This window comes from Burkholderia sp. AU30198, assembly GCF_020419825.1.
Taxonomy (GTDB): domain Bacteria; phylum Pseudomonadota; class Gammaproteobacteria; order Burkholderiales; family Burkholderiaceae; genus Burkholderia.
The window spans coordinates 42,294-61,808 of the sequence record NZ_JAIZSA010000012.1 but is presented as its reverse complement, the minus strand read 5'-3'; the positions used below and the strand labels follow the sequence as shown (position 1 = coordinate 61,808).

The window sequence follows — 19,515 nt, the reverse complement described above, 5'->3', positions numbered from 1 at the left end:
ACGGAAAATTTTTTTGTGTCGTAAAAAATCATGCTGCGCGGCACAACCCGGGCGATTGCGGGATGGGAAAAAGCATTTCTTATCTCGAAATTTCAATTTCAAGACATTGATTTAAAACAATTAAATATTTACCCCACTCTTCAGCAAGCCCCCTGTCCCGCTCCGGTCGATTTGCCTAGACTCTTATACAAGACCTCGCGAACCGGAACACCCCGCTCCCGGCTTCGAGAACAGCCTCACCACTGTCAGATTCAACCCATCAGGCATCGCACCGCATCAAGGAGCTCATCATGTCGCGTCAGCAACAGGCACAGGAACTGCAAAAGCAATGGGAAACCGATCCGCGCTGGAAGGGCATCAAGCGCAGCTACTCGGCTGAAGACGTGGTCCGCCTGCGTGGTTCGATCCCGATCGAGCACACGCTCGCCAAGCGCGGCGCGGAAAAGCTGTGGAGCCTCGTCAACCACGAGCCGTTCGTCAACGCACTCGGCGCACTGACCGGCAACCAGGCGATGCAGCAGGTGAAGGCCGGCCTGAAGGCCATCTACCTGTCCGGCTGGCAAGTGGCCGGCGACGCGAACGTCGCGGGCGAAATGTACCCGGACCAGTCGCTGTACCCGGCAAACTCGGTGCCGCTCGTCGTGAAGCGCATCAACAACACGCTGACGCGCGCCGACCAGATCCAGTGGTCTGAGGGCAAGAACCCGGGCGACGAAGGCTACGTCGATTTCTTCGCACCGATCGTCGCTGACGCGGAAGCCGGTTTCGGCGGCGTGCTGAACGCATTCGAACTGATGAAGGCGATGATCGAAGCCGGCGCATCGGGCGTCCACTTCGAGGACCAGCTCGCGTCGGTGAAGAAGTGCGGCCACATGGGCGGCAAGGTGCTCGTGCCGACGCGTGAAGCCGTCGCGAAGCTGTCGGCCGCGCGTCTCGCGGCCGACGTGATGGGCACGCCGACCGTGCTGGTCGCCCGCACCGACGCGGAAGCGGCCGACCTGATCACGTCCGACGTCGACGACAACGACAAGCCGTTCCTGACGGGCGAGCGTACGGTGGAAGGTTTCTTCCGCACGAAGCCGGGCATCGAGCAAGCGATCTCGCGCGGTCTCGCGTACGCACCGCACGCCGACCTCGTCTGGTGCGAAACGGGCAAGCCGGATCTCGAGTACGCGAAGAAATTCGCGGAAGCGATCCACAAGCAGTTCCCGGGCAAGCTGCTGTCGTACAACTGCTCGCCGTCGTTCAACTGGAAGAAGAACCTCGACGACGCGACGATCGCGAAGTTCCAGAAGGAACTCGGCGCGATGGGCTACAAGTTCCAGTTCATCACGCTTGCCGGCTTCCATGCGCTGAACTATTCGATGTTCAACCTCGCGCACGGCTATGCCCGCACGCAGATGAGCGCGTTCGTCGAACTGCAGCAGGCCGAGTTCGCGGCAGCGGACAAGGGCTTCACGGCCGTCAAGCACCAGCGCGAAGTCGGCACCGGCTACTTCGACGCGGTGACGCAGACGGTCGAGCGCGAAGCATCGACGACCGCGCTGCACGGCTCGACCGAAGACGAACAGTTCTTCGACGGCAAGAAGGTCGCGTAAGCAGAAAGACACGACGCGCCACGCGTCGTGCCGATGCCCGCCCCGTCTCGCGACGGCGCGGCATCGGCCACCGAACAAAAATCAGGGAGGAGACGGCAGGCGCGCGATACCGATCGCGCGACCGGCCGCGCGGCCTGCGGGCCGCCAGCAACGACGCGCGCCGGCTTCGTCCGGCGCGCCCTTTTTCCAGGGCGCCGCCCTACCGATAGACGATCACCGGAATTTTCGTATGGGTCAGCACGCGCTGCGTCTCGCTGCCGATCAGCAAGCTGCCGAGCCCGCGGCGTCCGTGGGACGCCATGAAGATCACGTCGCAGCCGCCGCGTTCGGCCGCCTCGATGATGCCGAGATACGGCGACGGATGCACGCTCGTCCAGGTGTCGCAATCGACGCCGGCGGTCTTCGCGGCCGATTCGACCTCGTCGAGATGCGCGCGCGCCTCGCGCTCGCTGCGCGCCCGGAAATCGGCGGGCGGCTCGATGATCACTTCGGAAAACGGCGAGTACGGATACTGCGGCAGGCACGCGTAGGCCGTCACACGTGCACCGACCGCCCGAGCCAGGTCGATCGCACCGTCGATTGCCTTCTGCGACAGTTCGGAACCGTCGGTTGGAACGAGGATGTGCCGGAACATCGCGCCCTCCTTCGTCAATCGCACTCCGCACGCCGCGATCCCATCCGAGCCGGCCGCGACGCGTCGGTCATGCCTGCTACGAGTGTAGTGCGCGAAACCGCGCAATCGGCACCGGCAGCGGGTTCGCCCTCATATCGGAAACGCGCGGGCAAACGGGGCCTACTCGCCCCAATACCCGGGCTGCTCGTAGGTGTGCTTCAGGTAATCGAGAAACAGCCGCACGCGCAGCGGCAGATGCCGGCGTTGCGGAAACACCGCGTGGATGCCGATCGGCGGCGCGGCGAACGCGTCGAGCACGCTGACGAGACGGCCGGCCGCGATGTCGTCGCCGACCTCCCACCACGAGCGCCACGCGAGGCCATGGCCGGCGAGGCACCACTCGTGCAGCACCGCGCCGTCCGAGCATTCCATCGTGCCGCTCACGCGGATCGACACGACCTTGTCGTCCTCCTGGAACGCCCAGCCGCGTTGCTGGTTCGCGTTTGCCGCGAGCGCGAGGCAGTTGTGCCGCGCCAGCTCCGCGAGCGTGGCCGGCGTGCCGCGCCGCGCGAGATACGCGGGCGACGCAACACACACGCGGCGATTCTCGCCGAGCTTCAGCGACACGAGCGACGAGTCGGGCAGCTCGCCGAGCCGCACCGCGCAATCGAACCCCTCGTTGACGAGGTCGACCATCCGGTCGGACAGGTCGAGCGTGACCGAGACATCCGGATGCCCGACGCTGAACTCGGGCACGAGCGGCGCGACGTGCCGCCGGCCGAAGCCGGCCGGCGCGGAAATGCGCAGGTGGCCGCTCGCCTTGACGCCGCCGGCGGACACGCTCGCCTCCGCGTTCTGCATGTCGTTGATGACGCGCTGGCAATCCTCGAGGAACGCCGAGCCCTCGAACGTCAGCGTGAGCTTGCGCGTCGTGCGCACCAGCAGCTTGACGCCGAGCCGCTCCTCGAGCGCATCGAGGCGGCGGCCGATGATCGCCGGTGCGACGCCTTCCGCGTGCGCGGCCGCCGACAGGCTGCCCTTTGCCGCGACCGCGGCGAACGTTTCGATCTGCTTGAACCGGTCCATGACGCGCAGGGGCGGCGGTGCCGCCCTTCAAATAGCTTAAACCGCTCAAGATTAGGTAGATGAAAGTAAAAGATCAAGTGATGTTTAGCGTCTTTTTTAGCACATACGATCACGAATAGAATTCACCTGACCTCTGAAACTGGAGCGCAAGGCTATGTCGGCCACAACGACACTCTCCTCTCCCGACGCAATCCTCTTCGACGCATTCGGCACGTTGTTCGACGTGCGCGCCGTCCTGGCCGCGGCGGAGCAGATGTTTCCCGGTCACGGGGAACGGTTGTCGCAGCTGTGGCGACGCAAGCAAATCGAATACTCGCAGTTGCGCACGCTCGCCGATCCGGCCGGCGCGCGCTATCGCCCGTTCCGGGACATCACGCTCGATGCGCTGCGGTTCGCCGCGCGCCGGCTCGGGCTCACGCTGAACAGCGCGGCCGAGAAGCGGTTGATGGACGAATACGCGTGCCTGTCCACCTATCCCGATACGGTGCCCGCGCTGCGCAAGCTGCGCGCGCTCGACCCGCGCCCGCCGCTCGGGATCCTGTCGAACGGCACGCCGCAGATGCTCGACATCGCGATCAAGAGCGCTGGCATGTCCGGGCTGTTCGATCGCGTGCTGTCGGCCGACACCGTGCGCGCGTACAAGCCGAGCCCGGCCGCCTACGCACTCGGCACCGACGCGTTCGGACCGAACCGGCGCGGCATCGTGTTCGTGTCGTCGAACGCATGGGAGGTCGCCGGCGCCGTCTGGTTCGGCTACACGACGTTCTGGCTCAACCGAACGGGCGCGCCCGCCGAGGAACTCGGCGCGCCGCCCGACGGCACAGGCACCGGCATGGCCGACCTGCTCGCCTTCCTCGCCACCCCGGCTCCGTCCGGCAGATCCGCAAACCGCACGCGCCCCGGCCCGGGTGCATGACGTTCGCAGCGCTGCCGCCTTCCCCCTTCACCGAAACCGCAACTGACCGACCAAGGAGATGAGACTCATGAGCACCCCGATCACGCTGCCGCAAGGCATGGCGATCACCGGCGAAATCAAGCCGGGTTACGAAGCAATCCTGACGCCTGAAGCGCTCGCACTCGTCGCGGCGCTGCACCGCACGTTCGAACCGCGCCGCCAGGCGCTGCTGCAGGCGCGCGTCGAGCGCACGAAACGCCTCGACGCGGGCGAGCGCCCCGACTTCCTGGCCGAGACGAAGGCGATCCGCGAAGGCGACTGGAAGGTCGCGCCGCTGCCTGCCGACCTGCAATGCCGCCGTGTGGAAATCACGGGCCCCGTCGAGCGCAAGATGATCATCAACGCGCTGAACTCGGGCGCCGATTCGTACATGACGGACTTCGAGGATTCGAACGCGCCGAGCTGGACGAACCAGATCGACGGCCAGATCAACCTGAAGGACGCGGTGCGCCGCACGATCTCGCTCGAGCAGAACGGCAAGTCGTACCAGCTGAACGACAAGGTCGCGACGCTGATCGTGCGCCCGCGCGGCTGGCACCTCGACGAGAAGCACGTGACGGTCGACGGCCAGCGCGTGTCCGGCGGCATCTTCGATTTCGCGCTGTTCCTGTTCCATAACGCGAAGGAACTGCTCGCGCGCGGCTCGGGCCCGTACTTCTACCTGCCGAAGATGGAAAGCCATCTCGAGGCACGCCTGTGGAACGACATCTTCGTCGCCGCGCAGGAAGGCGTCGGCGTGCCGCGCGGCACGATCCGCGCGACGGTGCTGATCGAGACGATCCTCGCCGCGTTCGAGATGGACGAGATCCTGTACGAACTGCGCGAACACAGCTCGGGCCTGAACGCCGGCCGCTGGGACTACATCTTCTCGGCGATCAAGAAGTTCAAGAACGACCGCGACTTCTGCCTCGCCGAGCGTTCGAAGATCACGATGACGGTGCCGTTCATGCGCGCGTACGCGCTGCTGCTGCTGAAGACCTGCCACAAGCGCAACGCGCCGGCGATCGGCGGGATGAGCGCGCTGATCCCGATCAAGAACGATCCGGAAGCGAACGACAAGGCGATGGGCGGCGTGCGCTCGGACAAGCAGCGCGACGCGACCGACGGCTACGACGGCGGCTGGGTCGCACACCCGGGCCTCGTGCCGATCGCGATGGAAGAGTTCGTCAAGGTGCTCGGCGACCAGCCGAACCAGATCGCGAAGCAGCGCGACGACGTGCAGGTCGAAGACAAGAACCTGCTCGACTTCCAGCCGGAAGCGCCGATCACCGAGGCCGGCCTGCGCAACAACATCAACGTCGGCATCCACTACCTCGGCGCATGGCTCGACGGCAACGGCTGCGTGCCGATCCACAACCTGATGGAAGATGCGGCCACGGCCGAGATTTCCCGTTCGCAGGTGTGGCAATGGATCCGCTCGCCGAAGGGCGTGCTCGACGACGGCCGCAAGGTCACGGCCGAACTCGTGCGCGAGTACGCGAAGGCCGAGCTCGACAACGTGAAGCGGTCGGTCGGCGGCAACACGCAGCCGTACGAGCGCGCCGCGGCGATCTTCGAGCAGATGTCGACGTCGGAAGGCTTCACCGAATTCCTGACGCTGCCGCTGTACGAGGAAATCTGACGTAGCTGCCCGCTGCGATCGGGACCGGCCCTGCGTCGGCGCCGGTCGCATGCGATGACGGCATCAAAAAAGCGCCCCTCGGGGCGCTTTTTCTTTTGCGGCAGGACCGGCTGCCGCGCAACCGGTCAGACGGCTTCCCGCTCGCGCCGGTGCTGAACCCAGTCGCCCGACGCAATGCGCGGACGCCCGGCTATCGCGTGCGCGGCGACCGGATAATACAGGCAGGCGTACTGCCGGCCGCCGAGTTCGACAGTCACGTCTTCCGGCTTGAACAGCGAGTCGACGCCCGGATACACGCGCTCGATCTCGTCGAGCACCGGAACGAGCTGGTCGTCGACCTCGTAGACATCGCCCCAGACGAGCGACTTGCCGGCCGCCCCGGCGATCATCCCCGGATAGGTACCGAAATCGTACAGTTCGCCCGGCAGCGCGGCGGCGCCGAGCAGCGTCGGCGCCGCAATCCCGTGCCTGGCGGCCGCGTGGCCGATGTCGTTGGCCTCCCCGTTTCTCAAGGTGCCGTAGACGAATACGTAACGCATCGTGGTTCTCCTCTTCGATTCGTATGTTGCCGTGTTCGGGCGCGATTCGTGCGGAATCGCCCACGCATCGATAGACCGCGATACCGGCCAGATGGTTCGAGCCCGCACGCGCGCCCGGCGCCGGGCCGAAATCGCCGGGCCTCCACACAAAGTTCATTCGAACGCGGCATGATCGCCCGACAAACCGCCGCATGCACTTTCGCGGCGCCTTCTACAATAACGGCATCGCCGCCGCGCTGCCCGAATCGTCCATGAACCCGCCGTTCCAAGCCGACGTACCGAACCCGTACGTCATCGACATTCCGCCCGAATTTGCGCCGACCGCCATCCATCCGATGCGCGTGCGCGCACGACAGGTCAATACGGGGCATCGCATCCCGCTGCATACGCATGCGTGGGCGCAGCTCGCGTACGCCTCGCGCGGCGTGCTGCGCGTCGCGACGACCGGCACCACATGGATGGTGCCGCCGTCCCGCGCAATCTGGGTGCCACCGCGCGTGACGCACGAGGTCGTGATCGTCGAAGAGGCGTATTTGCGCACGCTGTATATCGACGAGTCGATCGTGCCGGACGGGCTCGACGCGTGCCGCGTCGTCGAAGTGACGGGGCTCCTGCGCGAACTGATCGTCGCGCTCGACGCGCGCGACCTGAGCACTGCGCGCGAGCGCCTGCTGTGCGGGCTCGTGCTCGACGAACTGAGCCACGCCGAACCGCTGCCGCTCGCGGTGCCAATGCCCGACGAAAAGCGGCTGCGTATGCTGTGCGAATCGGTACTCGCGCATCCGGCAAATGCGGAGTCGCTCGAACATTGGGCAAGCGAGGTCGGCGCCAGCACGCGCACGATTTCGCGGCTCTTCAAGCAGGAACTCGGCGTGAGCTTTTCGCAGTGGCGCCAGCAGGCGCTGCTGGCGCGGGCCATTCCGCTGCTGAACCAGGGCCGCCCGCTGTCGCATATCGCGCGCGAACTCGGCTACCAGAGCCAGAGCGCCTTTTCAGCAATGTTCCGGCGTGCATTCGGCGAAAGCCCGCGCGCATTCATGCTGCGCGGCTACGAGCACCGCGGCCCGGAAGGCAGGCTCGCGGAGGACGAAACCCCGGACGACGACGCGATCGGCGCTGTCCGCTGAACGCCTGGTTCCGGGTCATAGGATCTTCAGACCGGCCGCACCATGTGGCGGATCGAGCCAAGTTGCGCGAGCCGCGACCCGGCAACCTGATAGCCCATGCGCAAGTAGAGACGCGCGGCAGGATTATCGACGAACACGCGCAGTTGCAGTTCGTGCAGCCCGCGCGCACGCGCCCAGCGATGCGACATGTCGAGCATGTAGGTGCCGGCGCCCTGCCCACGATGGCCGGCCGCAATCTGGACGTCGCGGATGTGCAGCGAGTCACCCTCCTCGGTCACGCGCAGCACGCCGATGCGCTCGCCATCAGCCTCGAGGATGAAGTTTTCGGATTCGCGCCAGCTCGCGTAGAACAGGTCGCTACGCCACACGAGCCCATGGCGCTTGTAATAGCCGCCCATGTTGCCGTGCGTCAGCGCTTCGGCAAACGGAAAATCGCCAGCCTCCGCGGGCCGGAGCTGATACAGGAGTCGCAGGTCGGTCGGATCGAGCATCGCGCAGGGGTCAAGAACGCATCCCGCCACGATAGCGCAGTCGCGGGTGGATGCAATCGCGGATTTCTCGTAGCGGCTCGACGCCGGATGACCGGAAGTTACGCGCCCGCCAGCGGGCACAACCGGAAACACAAATGAAAAAGCCCGCACAAGGCGGGCTTCTTCATTTTCTGGCGGAGCGGACGGGACTCGCCTACATCCTGCAGGCCGCGGTTGCGCGTGCACGCGCAACCCTTCGAGTCCCGCCGGAAGCTGCGCAGGCAGCTTCCTCCACTCCGCAGTCACGCGCCCGCAAGCGGGCGCACCCGGAAACATAAATGAAAAAGCCCGCACAAGGCGGGCTTCTACATTTTCTGGCGGAGCGGACGGGACTCGAACCCGCGACCCCCGGCGTGACAGGCCGGTATTCTAACCAACTGAACTACCGCTCCAGCTTTCTTACTCTCACCTGCAGGACATCGTCTCGTTCCTGCAAGCGTTGCGACACTTCTACGAAACGCCGCTGAATCTGGCGTCCCCTAGGGGATTCGAACCCCTGTACTCACCGTGAAAGGGTGATGTCCTAGGCCTCTAGACGAAGGGGACAACGTACTGCTTACACCTTTAATGCAAAAGCCCGTTCAAATAACGTTCTTTGAACGGGCTTCGTTCTGGCGGAGCGGACGGGGCTCGAACCCGCGACCCCCGGCGTGACAGGCCGGTATTCTAACCAACTGAACTACCGCTCCAGCTTTCTTACTCCCACCTGCAGGACACCGTCACGTTCCTGCCTGTGTTGCGACACTTCTACGAAACGCCGCTGAATCTGGCGTCCCCTAGGGGATTCGAACCCCTGTACTCACCGTGAAAGGGTGATGTCCTAGGCCTCTAGACGAAGGGGACAACGTACTGCTTACATCTTTAATACAAAAGCCCGCTCAAAAACGTCTTGAACGGGCTTCGTTCTGGCGGAGCGGACGGGACTCGAACCCGCGACCCCCGGCGTGACAGGCCGGTATTCTAACCAACTGAACTACCGCTCCAGCTTTCTTACCCTCACCTGCAGGACGTCGATTACGTTCCTGCCGGTCTTGCGACACTTCTATGAAACGCCGCTGAATCTGGCGTCCCCTAGGGGATTCGAACCCCTGTACTCACCGTGAAAGGGTGATGTCCTAGGCCTCTAGACGAAGGGGACATAATCTTTTCAGATCTGTCTGACTTTCGCTATTCACTTTTCAATCAACAGCGAAGGCCGAAATTCTAACTGCTTTGAATCATTTTGTGAAGCATTTATTACTACCACTGCTGCTTCGCAAATCAATCCTGCTGTTCTGGTGGTGGAGGTAAGCGGGATCGAACCGCTGACCTCTTGCATGCCATGCAAGCGCTCTCCCAGCTGAGCTATACCCCCTTGCAGAACAGAAATGAGATTATATGGGGCTACTTTGAACTTGTAAATACCCTTTTTGCGATTCGAGCGAATTTTTTTGCGAAGCTGCCGCGATGTCACGCACGGACAGCCTCGCTCGCCCCCGAACCTCAGGCCAGTGCAGCCTCGATGCGCGACACCACGACGTCGCGACCGAACAGCACGAGCACCGCATCGATCGACGGCGTGTGCGTCGTACCCGCCACCAGCAGGCGCACCGGCATCGCGAGTTGCGGCATCTTCAGCTTGTGCGTGCCGAGCGTCGCCTTCAGCGCGGCGGACACCGCTTCCTTCGTCCAGTCGGCCGCCTTCAACGCAGCGGCGAGATCGGCCAGCGCCGGACGCACCGCATCGGTCACGTGCTGCGCAAGCGCCTCGGCTTCCGGTGCCGGCACACGGTAGAACATCGCAGCGCCTTCCGCGATCTCCTTGACCGTCGTCGCGCGATCCTTCATCAGCCCGACCACCGCGTCGAGCGCAGGGCCCGTCGCGATCGCCGCATCGTCGATGCCGAGTGCGTCGAGGAACGGCTTCGCCAGCGCGGCGAGGCGCGCGTTATCCGCTTCCTTGATGTAATGCGCGTTCAGCCAGCTCAGCTTGCTGTGGTCGTACTGCGCGGGCGACTTGCCGAGATGCTCGAGATCGAACCACTCGACGAACTGCTCGCGCGAGAAGATCTCGGCATCGCCGTGCGACCAGCCGAGGCGCGCAAGATAGTTGACGACGGCTTCAGGCAGGAAGCCCGCGTCGCGGTACGCCATCACGCTCATCGCGCCATGCCGCTTGCTCATCTTCTCGCCCTGCTCGTTCAGCACGGTCGGCAGGTGCGCATAGACGGGCGCCTCGCCGCCGAGCGCATTCAGGATGTTGATCTGGCGCGGCGTGTTGTTCACGTGGTCGTCGCCACGGATCACGTGCGTGATGCCCATGTCCATGTCGTCCACCACCACGCAGAAGTTGTAGATCGGCGTGCCGTCCGGGCGCGCGATCACGAGGTCGTCGAGTTCCTCGTTCGAGATCTCGACACGACCCTTCACGGCGTCTTCCCACACGACCGTGCCGGTCAGCGGATTGCGGAAGCGCAGCACCGGCTTCACGCCGGCCGGCGGCTCCGGCAGCACCTTGCCGGGCTCCGGACGCCACGTGCCGTCGTAGCGCGGCTTCAGGCCGGCCTCGCGCTGGCGTTCGCGCAGCGCGTCGAGTTCCTCGGCCGACATGTAGCACGGGTACGCGAGGCCCTTCTCCAGCATCTGCGCGAGCACCTCGCGGTAGCGGTCCATCCGCTGCATCTGGTAGATCGGGCCTTCGTCGAAATCCAGGCCGAGCCATTGCATCCCTTCGAGGATTGCATCGACCGCTTCCTGCGACGAGCGCTCGACGTCGGTATCCTCGATGCGCAGCACGAACGTGCCCTTCATCTTGCGGGCGAACGCCCACGGATAGAGCGCGGAGCGGATGTTGCCGAGGTGGATGAAGCCGGTGGGACTCGGCGCGAAGCGGGTACGGACAGGACGGGTCATAAACGGTAACTCGAACGCCTGGGGCGCATGAATGATTCGACGCGGGATCGACGGCGGCAGCCCGGACAGCAACGGGGCCGGCGACGCCCGGAACGGGAAAGAAGCCGGAATTATACTCGCGCCGGACATCGCGCCAAGCGCGCCGCTTGCTTTATGATGTGCGCGCCGCGGCCGCCAGCCGGCGCGGCACCGGCCGCACGGAACCCGCTGCGCGGCCGCTCGGAACCTATCGCCGCCGCGGGCCGTGTAACCCGCCGCCAAGCCGCCGGAGAACCATTCGATGTCGTCCCCTCGCCTGTCGCGCCGCCATTTCACGATCGCCGCCGCATCCGCCAGCCTCGCCGCCTGCACGTCGTTCGGCGACAAATCCCGTCCCGGCGCGGCACTGCCGCAGGAAAAGCCCGTGAAGATCGGCATCGCGCTCGGCGGCGGCGCCGCGCGCGGTTTCTCGCACATCGGCGTGCTGAAGGCGCTCGAAGCGCGTGGCATCCCGGTCGAAATCGTCGCGGGCACGAGCGCGGGCTCGGTAGTCGGCGCACTCTATGCATCGGGCATGAGCGCGCTGCAGATCAACAAGATCGCGCTCGACATGGATCAGGCAGCAATCAGCGACTGGGCGCTGCCGTTCCGCTCGCGCGGGCTGCTGCAAGGCGTGGCGCTGCAAAACTTCCTGAACAAGACGCTCAACAACCGGCCGATCGAAAAGATGGCGAAGCCGCTCGGCATCGTCGCGACCGATCTGCAGAACGGTCAGCCGATCCTGTTCCAGCAAGGCAACACGGGGCTCGCGGTGCGTGCGTCGTGCAGCGTGCCGTCGGTGTTCGAACCGGTGAAGATCGGCAACCGCGAGTATGTCGACGGCGGCCTCGTGAGCCCGGTGCCCGCATCGTACGCGCGCAAGATGGGCGCGAGCTTCGTGATCGCGGTCGACATCTCGTCCCGGCCGGACGGCGCGGCCACCAACAACCCGATCGAGATGCTGCTGCAGACCTTCACGATCATGGGCCAGACGATCAAGACCTACGAGCTCGACAAGTACGCGGACGTCGTGATCCGCCCGAACCTCGCAGCCATGGGCGGCAGCGACTTCAACCAGCGCAACGCGGCCATCCTCGCGGGCGAGGAAGCCGTCGCACGCATCATGCCGGAACTGCAGCGCAAGCTCGCGGCAGCGCGTGGCGTGGCTGCCGCGTAAGCACACCGTGCACCGGCCGGCGCGCGCCGCCGGCCCACACGTGGCGGAACGGCGGCCGGCTCACCATTTGCACCGCCCCAAAACAAAAAACCCTGCCGCCTTTCGGTGACAGGGTTTTTTCGATCCGGCCGGACTGGCCGTCGAACGTCAGTTGTTGCTGTTCGCCGAATCGTCGCCGATCGTCGCGCGCACGCGCTGACGCAGATCTTCCGGCTTCATCGGGAATTCCGACTCGATCCGGCGCGCACCGGTGAAACGCTTTTCCCAGTAGCCGCTATCGAGATCGTCGACGCGGACGGTGCTGCCCGTCGACGGCGAGTGCACGAACTTGTTGTCGCCGATGTAGATGCCGACGTGCGAGAACGTACGGCGCATCGTGTTGAAGAACACGAGGTCGCCCGGCTTCAGGTTGCTCATGCTCACCTTCTCGCCGACGCGGCTCATCTCTTCCGCGCGACGCGGCAGCGACATGCCGAGCGTGTCCTGGAACACGTAGCGCACGAAGCCGCTGCAGTCGAGGCCCGAATCCGGCGAGTTGCCGCCCCAGCGGTAGCGCACGCCGATCATGTTCAGCGCGCCGACCACCACGTCGCCCGCCTTGCCGGCCATGCCGGCGAGGAACGACTTCGCACCGCCGCTCGACGGCTGCGCGCTGGTCTGCTGGAGGGAGGAACCCGACCCGATCTGAGTCGAATTGGTGACATTCTGGTTAAAACTGCTGACTTCGTCGGCGAACGCGCCGGGAGCTGCTGCGAACAGGGCGCCGATGAACAGCCCGGCGATGGTGCGCGCGCATGCCTGGGTCAGGGATCGATGCTGCATTGGTCGATGGAATTTGCTTAAAAATCAGCTGATTGGCGGAAAATTTCGGTCGATACTAGCCAGCGCGTAATCGTTTGTCAAAACAAATTAATAAATACAATCGAGATGGTCAGACCATTGGCGGCTTATCACGCTTTCCAGACCGCTTTCAACAGCTTTTGTGTGTAAGGATGTGTCGGTTTGGTGAAGATGTCGGCCACCTCCCCCGACTCCACGATCGCCCCGTCCTGCATCACCGCGACGCGGTGCGCCATCGCCCCGATCACCTCCAGGTCGTGGCTGATGAATACATAGCCGAGGTTGTATTTCTGTTGCAAATTCGCGAGCAGTTTCAGCACCTGCTGCTGGATCGACACGTCGAGCGCGGACGTCGGCTCGTCGAGGATCAGGATGCGCGGCTCCAGCACCAGCGCGCGCGCGATCGCGATCCGCTGGCGCTGCCCGCCCGAGAATTCGTGCGGATACCGGTGCAGCACCGTGCGGTCGAGGCCGACTTCGCGCAGCACCGCGAGCGACTTCGTGCGACGCGCATCGGGCGTCATGTCCGGGCGATGCAGCTCGAGCCCCTCGCCGACGATCCGCTCGATCGTGTGACGCGGTGAAAGCGAACTGAACGGATCCTGAAAGACGACCTGCATGTTCGAGCGCAGCGCGGTCTGTTCGCGGCCGCGATAGGTCGACAGCGCGCGCCCCTGGAATTCGATCGTGCCGCCGGCCGTCTTCTGCAGGCCGAGCAGCGCCATCGCGAGCGTCGACTTGCCCGACCCCGATTCGCCGACGATGCCGAGCGTCTCGCCCTGCCGCACCGACACCGACACGTCCGCGACCGCCGTCACCGGCACCGTGCCGAACCAGCCCGCGAGGCCCGGCCGCTTGCGCGCGAACTGCACGCTCACGTGGTGCGCGTCGAGCACGACGGGCGCGATCGGCATCACCGGCACGACCGCGCGTTGCGGCCGGCTGTTCAGCAGCCGCTGCGTGTACGGATGCTCGGGGTCCGCGAAGATCCGCTCGACGGGCCCGCTCTCGACGAGCCGGCCGTGCTCCATCACCGCGACGCGATCCGCGAAGTGCCGCACGAGATTCAGGTCGTGCGTGATCAGCAGGATCGCCATCCCGCGCTTTTCCGCTTCGTCGCGCTGCAGTTCCAGCAGCAGATCGACGATCTGCGCGCGGATCGTCACGTCGAGCGCGGTGGTCGGCTCGTCGGCCAGCAACAGGCGCGGCCGGCAGGCGAGCGCCATCGCGATCATCGCGCGCTGCCGCTGGCCGCCCGACAACTGGTGCGGATAGCTGTCGACACGCTTCTCCGGCTCCGCGATGCCCGTGCGCGCGAGCAGCGCGATCGCACGCTTGCGCGCCTCGACCGACGAGACGCCGTCATGCAGCACGATCGTCTCGCCGATCTGCACGCCGATCGTATACAGCGGGTTGAGCGCCGTCATCGGCTCCTGGAAGATCATCGCGATGTCCGAGCCGCGCAGCCCGCGCATCTCGCGCTCGCTCTTCGCCACCAGGTCCTGCCCCGCGAAGCGGATCGTGCCGCTCACGTCGGCGTCGCGCAGCAGCCGCAGGATCGACAGCGCGGTAACGCTCTTGCCCGAACCCGACTCGCCGACCAGCGCGACGCGCTCGCCGCGGCCGATCGCGAGCGTCACGTCGTCCACCGCGACCGTGTCGCCGAAGCGCACATGCAGATGCTCGAGCGACAGCAGCGGCTCATGCTGCGTCGATACGGCCGGTTCGTTCATCGCTGGCCTCCCGCCGCGCGCACCGAATCGGCGATCCGCGTGTCGAGTGCGTTGCGCAGCGCGTCGCCCATGAAGGTCAGCAGCAGCAGCGTCGCGACCAGCACGCCGAAGGTCGACAGCGAGATCCACCATGCGTCGAGATTGCCCTTGCCCTGCGCAAGCAGCTCGCCGAGGCTCGGGGTCGGCGGCGGCACGCCGAGCCCGAGGAAATCGAGGCTCGTGAGCGCAAGGATCGAGCCGCTCATCCGGAACGGCAGGAACGTGATCACCGGCGTGAGACTGTTCGGCAGCACGTGGCGCCAGATGATCTGCCCGTTCGTCAGCCCCATCGCGCGCGCCGCGCGCACGTAGTCCTGCGTGCGGTTGCGCAGGAATTCCGCGCGCACGTAGTCGGCGAGCCCGATCCAGCCGAACAGCGACAGCAGCACGATTAGCAGCAGGAAACTCGGCTCGAAGATCGACGCGAAGATGATCAGCAGGTACAGCTCCGGCAGCGAGCTCCAGACCTCGATCAGCCGCTGCCCGACGATGTCGATGCGCCCGCCGAAGAAGCCCTGCACGGCGCCCGCGGCGATCCCGAGCAGCGTGCCGATCACGGTCAGGATCAGCCCGAACTCGACCGACACGCGGAACCCGTATACGAGCCGCGCGAGCAGGTCGCGCCCCTGCGCGTCGGTGCCGAGCCAGTTCGCGCGCGACGGCGGCGCGGGGTTCGGCACGTTCGAGAAGTAGTTCAGCGTGTCGTAGTAGTAACGGTTCGGCGGGTAGACGACGAAGTTGCCGGGCGCCTCGAGCCGCTTGCGCACATACGGATCGAGATAGTCGGCCGGCGTCGGGAAATCCCCGCCGAAGGTTGTCTCCGGATACGCATGGAACAGCGGGAAATAGTACTGGCCGTCGTAACGCACGACGAGCGGCTTGTCGTTCGACCACAGCGGCGCGGCCACGCTCGCGGCGAAGGCCACGAAAAAGATCACGAAGCTCCAGTAGCCGAGACGCTGCTGCCTGAAGCGCTGCCATACGCGGCGTGCGGGCGACGGCGACACGCGGGCGCGCGCCGCGTCGATGCGGGATGACACGACGGCCCGGTTCATCGCGCACCTCGCCCGGTGACGCCGGGCATGCAGACGGACGGTTTCATGTCAGCGCTCCAGGGTGTCGAATTGAATGCGCGGATCGACCCACACATAGCAGAGATCGGAGATCAGCTTGGTCGCGAGCCCGATCAGCGTGAACAGGTACAGCGTGCCGAGCACGACCGGATAATCGCGCCGCACGACTGATTCGTACGACAGCAACCCGAGGCCGTCGAGCGAGAACAGCGTCTCGATCAGCAGGCTGCCGGTGAAGAACGCGCCGATGAACGCAGCCGGGAAGCCGACGATCAGCGGCAGCATCGCGTTGCGGAACACGTGCTTCCACAGCACGCTGCGCTCGGAGAGCCCCTTCGCGCGCGCGGTCAGCACGTATTGCCGGCGGATCTGATCGAGGAACGCATTCTTCGTGAGCATCGTGACGACCGCGAAGCTGCCGACGACCGACGCCGTGATCGGCAGCGCGATGTGCCACAGGTAGTCGAGCACCTTGCCGACGAGCGACAGCTGCGCGAAGTTGTCCGACGTGAGCCCGCGCAGCGGGAACAGCTGCCAGAACGAGCCGCCGCCGAACAGCACGAGCAGCAGCACGCCGAGCACGAAGCCCGGAATCGCATAGCCGACGAGCACGACGAGGCTCGTCGCGACGTCGAACGGCGAACCGTTGCGCACCGCCTTCGCGATGCCGAGCGGCACCGATATGAGGTACGTGAGGAAGAACGTCCACAGCCCGATGCTGATCGACACGGGCAGCTTCTGCACGACCAGCGACCACACGCTCTGGTGGCGGAAGTAGCTGTCGCCGAGATCGAAGCGCGCGAAGCGCTTCAGCATCAGCCAGTAGCGTTCGAGCGGCGGTTTGTCGAAACCGTACAGCGCCTTGAGCTGCGCGAGCTGCTGCGCGTCGACGCCGGTGTGCGCGCGCATCCCGAACGGCACCGCGCCCTGCTCCGTCGCGCCCTTGCGCAATTCCTGCACGGCCTGTTCGACGGGGCCGCCCGGCACGAACTGGATCACCGCGAACGTGAGGGTCAGCACGCCGATGAGCGTCGGGATCATCAGCAGCAGGCGTTTGAGGATGTAGCTCCACATAGGGCGTCGACTCGCGATCGGTAAGCGGGGTTGGACGTAGGGGCCGCGTGGCTCAGTGATCGGGCTTCGCCCACCAGGTCGACACGACCCAGCCCTCGGCGGAATAGTACAGCGGCAGCGTCTGCGGATAGGCCAGCGTGCGCTTGTACGCGATCCGGTGCGTCGCGCTGTACCACTGCGGGACCGCGTAGTAACCGTGCATCAGCACACGGTCGAGCGCGTGGGTCGCGTCGAGCAGGTCTTCGCGCGTCTGCGCGACGGCGAGCGCGTGCAGCAGTACGTCGACGGCCGGTGACTTCAGGCCGATGACGTTATCCGACCCGGGCTCATCCGCGAACTTGCTGCCATAACGTGCAAACTGCTCGGCACCCGGTACCTGCACCCCAACGTACCGGATCGGTGTCACGTCGTAGTCAAACGCGTCCAGGCGCTTTTGCAGCAGCGCGTAATCGGCCGTGCGAAAGCGTACGTCGATACCGAGCTTCGCGAGATTGCGCTGGTAAGCTGCCACGATCGCCTTGAACGGGGAGCCCGCGTCGTCGAGGATCTCGAATGTGAAGGGCTCTCCTTGCGCGTTGCGCAACGCGCCGTCACGATAGGTCCAGCCAGCCTGCGCAAGCAACGCACGCGCCTTCAGCAAGTTCGCGCGCAGCGAATTGGGCGGGTTCGTACTCGGCTGCACGACCATCGGGCCGAACACGGCCGGATCGAGTTGCGCGCGCAGCGGTTCGAGAAGCTTGAGTTCGCCCGCCCCCGGGAGACCGGTTGCCTGCAAGTCGGTATCGGCAAAGTAACTGTCGAGGCGCGTATAAGCGCCATAGAACAGTTGACGGTTCAGCCATTCGAAGTCGAGTGCGAGATCGAGCGCCTGGCGCACCCGCACATCGCGAAACAACGGCCGGCGGAGGTTCATGAAGAAACCCTGCATGCCCGCGCCGTTGTGCTGCCGAAACTCGCGCTTGATCAACTCGCCGCTGTCGAAACGCTTGCCGATATCCTGCCGCACCCAATTGCGCGCAATGTTCTCGACCAGCACGTCATATTCGCCTGCCTTGAACGCCTCGAGCCGCGCGACACCTTCGCTGTAGAGCTTGTAGTCGATCCGCTCGAAGTTGTTGGTGCCGACCCGCACCGGCAGGTCGACGCCCCAGTATGCGGGGTTGCGCCGGTACGTGATATTACGGCCGTTGTCGTAGTGATCGATCAGGTACGGGCCGCTGCCGATCGGCTGCTCGAATGCGAGCTGGTCGAACGGGATGCGCGAGCCGTCCGCGCGCAATCCCCACTTGCGCGAGAACACCGGCACGCCGCCGGCGATCAGCGGCAGTTCACGGTTCGCGCTGCGGAACTCGAAGCGCACGGTGGCCGGATCGACGACCACGGCCTTCGTGATCTCCGCGAAATACGCGCCGAACTGCGGCGCGGCCAGCTTGCTCTTCAGCGTATCGAACGAGAACTTGACGTCGTCGGCGGTGACGCGGTCGCCGTTCGAGAAGCGCGCACGCGGATTCAGGTGGAACGTGACCGAACGGCGATCCGGGGCGATGTCGATGTCGTCGGCAAGCAGCCCGTACGCGGACGCCGGTTCGTCCGAGCTGCCGGTCGCGAGGCTCTCGAACAGCATGTCGATGCCCGGCGCGGCATTGCCGCGCATCGTGAACGGGTTGAACTTGTCGAACGACGTCAGCCGGTTCGGGTTCGCCAGCACGAGCGTGCCGCCCTTCGGCGCATCGGGGTTGACGTAGTCGAAATGCTTGAAGCCCGGCGGATACTTCGGCTCGCCGTACTGCGCAATGGCGTAGGCCGCGTGCGCTGCGGTCGCGGCCAGCACCGCTTGCAGCGCGAACACCGCGGCCGTGCGGCCGGCAGCCCGTACGGCACGCATCGCACCGGAGCGGACACGCGCGGCGGCGGCCCGGGGCGAACCCTTCGTCATAGAGGCCCTGTCGGTCGAATGAGGGTAGTAACGAGAGACGATTCTACCCATTCGAGCCGGCGAGCCAAAAGAAAACCGCCACGCGGGCGGTTTCTTCACGAGCGGATCGCGGGCGCGCGCATCAGGCGGGCGCGCGCTGCCGATCAGTGCCAGCCGTTGTGGCGGCCGTTGTCCCAGTGGCCACGATCGCCGCGATCACCGCCCCAGCCGCGGCCGTGATGGCGGTACCACTCGTCACGGCCCCAGTAGCGACGGCCGTCCCAGTAGCGATCGCCATGCCAGCCGATCACGATGGTCGGCCCCGGTGCGTAGACAGGGGCCGGCGCGTAGACCGGCGCAGGCTGATAGACGACTGGCGGAGGCGGCGGCGCATACACGGGTGCGGGCGCGACGTATACCGGCGCCGGAACGCCGAGATTGATCCCGACATTGACTCCCGCCATTGCTGCGCCCGACACGAGCAAGGCCGTCATACCGGTCAAGAGCGAGGCAACACGCAAGGTCTTCATGGATTCCTCTTCTGGTTGTTTCATGTGTGATTCGACTATAACGGCAAGCGCCGTTTCCGCATATTTCCACTTTGTAAGAACTGATGCGCGGCATCGCAACGGGAAGCCCGCGCTAACGTCTTGTAACAATCAACGGCCGCCCGCCCCCCTCGCGC

16 protein-coding genes and 7 tRNA genes are annotated in these 19,515 nt (G+C 65.3%); 5 read left to right on the top strand and 18 right to left on the bottom strand.

From position 1 onward, the window contains the following. Window positions 1-290: 290 nt before the first annotated feature. On the top strand, window positions 291-1,598 hold the full coding sequence (gene aceA, locus LGN19_RS24665) for an isocitrate lyase (protein WP_122945722.1): 1,308 nt from the start codon (window positions 291-293) through the stop codon (window positions 1,596-1,598). 199 nt (window positions 1,599-1,797) lie between these two features. Here aceA and LGN19_RS24660 read toward each other — a convergent pair whose 3' ends face one another. Next, a complete protein-coding gene (locus LGN19_RS24660; RefSeq protein WP_043189208.1) occupies window positions 1,798-2,232 on the bottom strand; it encodes a universal stress protein in 435 nt (144 codons plus the stop codon). Between the two features lie 159 nt (window positions 2,233-2,391). After that, a complete protein-coding gene (locus LGN19_RS24655; RefSeq protein WP_122945723.1) occupies window positions 2,392-3,297 on the bottom strand; it encodes a LysR family transcriptional regulator in 906 nt (301 codons plus the stop codon). A gap of 154 nt (window positions 3,298-3,451) precedes the next feature. Here LGN19_RS24655 and LGN19_RS24650 point away from each other — a divergent pair, with 154 nt between their 5' ends. Both LGN19_RS24650 and aceB read left to right on the top strand, forming a co-directional pair. Beyond that, the gene (locus LGN19_RS24650; RefSeq protein WP_226217629.1) at window positions 3,452-4,213 is read left to right on the top strand and encodes a haloacid dehalogenase type II; all 762 of its coding nucleotides are present in this window, start codon (window positions 3,452-3,454) and stop codon (window positions 4,211-4,213) included. Window positions 4,214-4,280: 67 nt separating this feature from the next. Further along, a complete protein-coding gene (gene aceB, locus LGN19_RS24645; RefSeq protein ID WP_226217627.1) occupies window positions 4,281-5,873 on the top strand; it encodes a malate synthase A in 1,593 nt (530 codons plus the stop codon). 125 nt (window positions 5,874-5,998) lie between these two features. Here aceB and LGN19_RS24640 read toward each other — a convergent pair whose 3' ends face one another. Beyond that, the gene (locus LGN19_RS24640; RefSeq protein ID WP_122945725.1) at window positions 5,999-6,412 is read right to left on the bottom strand and encodes a gamma-glutamylcyclotransferase; all 414 of its coding nucleotides are present in this window, start codon (window positions 6,410-6,412) and stop codon (window positions 5,999-6,001) included. A gap of 251 nt (window positions 6,413-6,663) precedes the next feature. Between LGN19_RS24640 and LGN19_RS24635 the strand changes: the two genes are divergently transcribed. Continuing rightward, the gene (locus tag LGN19_RS24635) at window positions 6,664-7,539 is read left to right on the top strand and encodes an AraC family transcriptional regulator (protein ID WP_226217625.1); all 876 of its coding nucleotides are present in this window, start codon (window positions 6,664-6,666) and stop codon (window positions 7,537-7,539) included. A 26-nt stretch (window positions 7,540-7,565) separates the two neighbouring features. Here LGN19_RS24635 and LGN19_RS24630 read toward each other — a convergent pair whose 3' ends face one another. The 9 genes from LGN19_RS24630 to gltX all read right to left on the bottom strand — a co-directional run bounded on the left by LGN19_RS24630 (window position 7,566) and on the right by gltX (window position 10,961). Continuing rightward, window positions 7,566-8,030, bottom strand: a complete 465-nt coding sequence (locus LGN19_RS24630; protein WP_027787064.1) for a GNAT family N-acetyltransferase — start codon at window positions 8,028-8,030, stop codon at window positions 7,566-7,568. A gap of 354 nt (window positions 8,031-8,384) precedes the next feature. Then, a tRNA-Asp gene (locus LGN19_RS24625) sits at window positions 8,385-8,461 on the bottom strand. A 78-nt stretch (window positions 8,462-8,539) separates the two neighbouring features. After that, window positions 8,540-8,615, bottom strand: a tRNA-Glu gene (locus LGN19_RS24620). Between the two features lie 66 nt (window positions 8,616-8,681). After that, a tRNA-Asp gene (locus tag LGN19_RS24615) sits at window positions 8,682-8,758 on the bottom strand. 78 nt (window positions 8,759-8,836) lie between these two features. Then, a tRNA-Glu gene (locus LGN19_RS24610) sits at window positions 8,837-8,912 on the bottom strand. A gap of 63 nt (window positions 8,913-8,975) precedes the next feature. Then, window positions 8,976-9,052 (bottom strand) — tRNA-Asp (locus LGN19_RS24605). A 79-nt stretch (window positions 9,053-9,131) separates the two neighbouring features. Then, a tRNA-Glu gene (locus LGN19_RS24600) sits at window positions 9,132-9,207 on the bottom strand. Window positions 9,208-9,347: 140 nt separating this feature from the next. Further along, a tRNA-Ala gene (locus tag LGN19_RS24595) sits at window positions 9,348-9,423 on the bottom strand. 128 nt (window positions 9,424-9,551) lie between these two features. After that, window positions 9,552-10,961 carry a glutamate--tRNA ligase gene (gene gltX, locus LGN19_RS24590; RefSeq protein WP_226217623.1) on the bottom strand — a complete coding sequence of 470 codons (1,410 nt, stop codon included), beginning with the start codon at window positions 10,959-10,961 and terminating at the stop codon, window positions 9,552-9,554. Window positions 10,962-11,241: 280 nt separating this feature from the next. Here gltX and LGN19_RS24585 point away from each other — a divergent pair, with 280 nt between their 5' ends. Next, window positions 11,242-12,156, top strand: coding sequence for a patatin-like phospholipase family protein (locus LGN19_RS24585; RefSeq protein ID WP_226217622.1), 915 nt, complete (start codon window positions 11,242-11,244; stop codon window positions 12,154-12,156). Between the two features lie 147 nt (window positions 12,157-12,303). On the opposite strand, the gene LGN19_RS24580 is transcribed toward LGN19_RS24585, so the two are convergent. The 6 genes from LGN19_RS24580 to LGN19_RS24555 form a co-directional block, all read right to left on the bottom strand. Next, the gene (locus LGN19_RS24580; protein ID WP_226217621.1) at window positions 12,304-12,978 is read right to left on the bottom strand and encodes a C40 family peptidase; all 675 of its coding nucleotides are present in this window, start codon (window positions 12,976-12,978) and stop codon (window positions 12,304-12,306) included. A 128-nt stretch (window positions 12,979-13,106) separates the two neighbouring features. Continuing rightward, window positions 13,107-14,729, bottom strand: coding sequence for an ABC transporter ATP-binding protein (locus LGN19_RS24575; protein ID WP_226217620.1), 1,623 nt, complete (start codon window positions 14,727-14,729; stop codon window positions 13,107-13,109). After that, window positions 14,726-15,823: an ABC transporter permease gene (locus LGN19_RS24570; protein ID WP_174959522.1), complete on the bottom strand. Its 1,098-nt coding sequence runs from the start codon at window positions 15,821-15,823 to the stop codon at window positions 14,726-14,728. Before LGN19_RS24570 ends, LGN19_RS24575 begins: the two co-directional genes overlap by 4 nt. Window positions 15,824-15,871: 48 nt before the next feature. Continuing rightward, entirely contained in the window at window positions 15,872-16,915 is a 1,044-nt protein-coding gene (locus LGN19_RS24565) for a microcin C ABC transporter permease YejB (protein WP_042977074.1), read from the bottom strand. A gap of 52 nt (window positions 16,916-16,967) precedes the next feature. Next, a complete protein-coding gene (locus tag LGN19_RS24560; protein WP_122945731.1) occupies window positions 16,968-18,851 on the bottom strand; it encodes an extracellular solute-binding protein in 1,884 nt (627 codons plus the stop codon). 143 nt (window positions 18,852-18,994) lie between these two features. Further along, window positions 18,995-19,360 carry a hypothetical protein gene (locus tag LGN19_RS24555; protein WP_175222689.1) on the bottom strand — a complete coding sequence of 122 codons (366 nt, stop codon included), beginning with the start codon at window positions 19,358-19,360 and terminating at the stop codon, window positions 18,995-18,997. Window positions 19,361-19,515 lie beyond the last annotated feature (155 nt).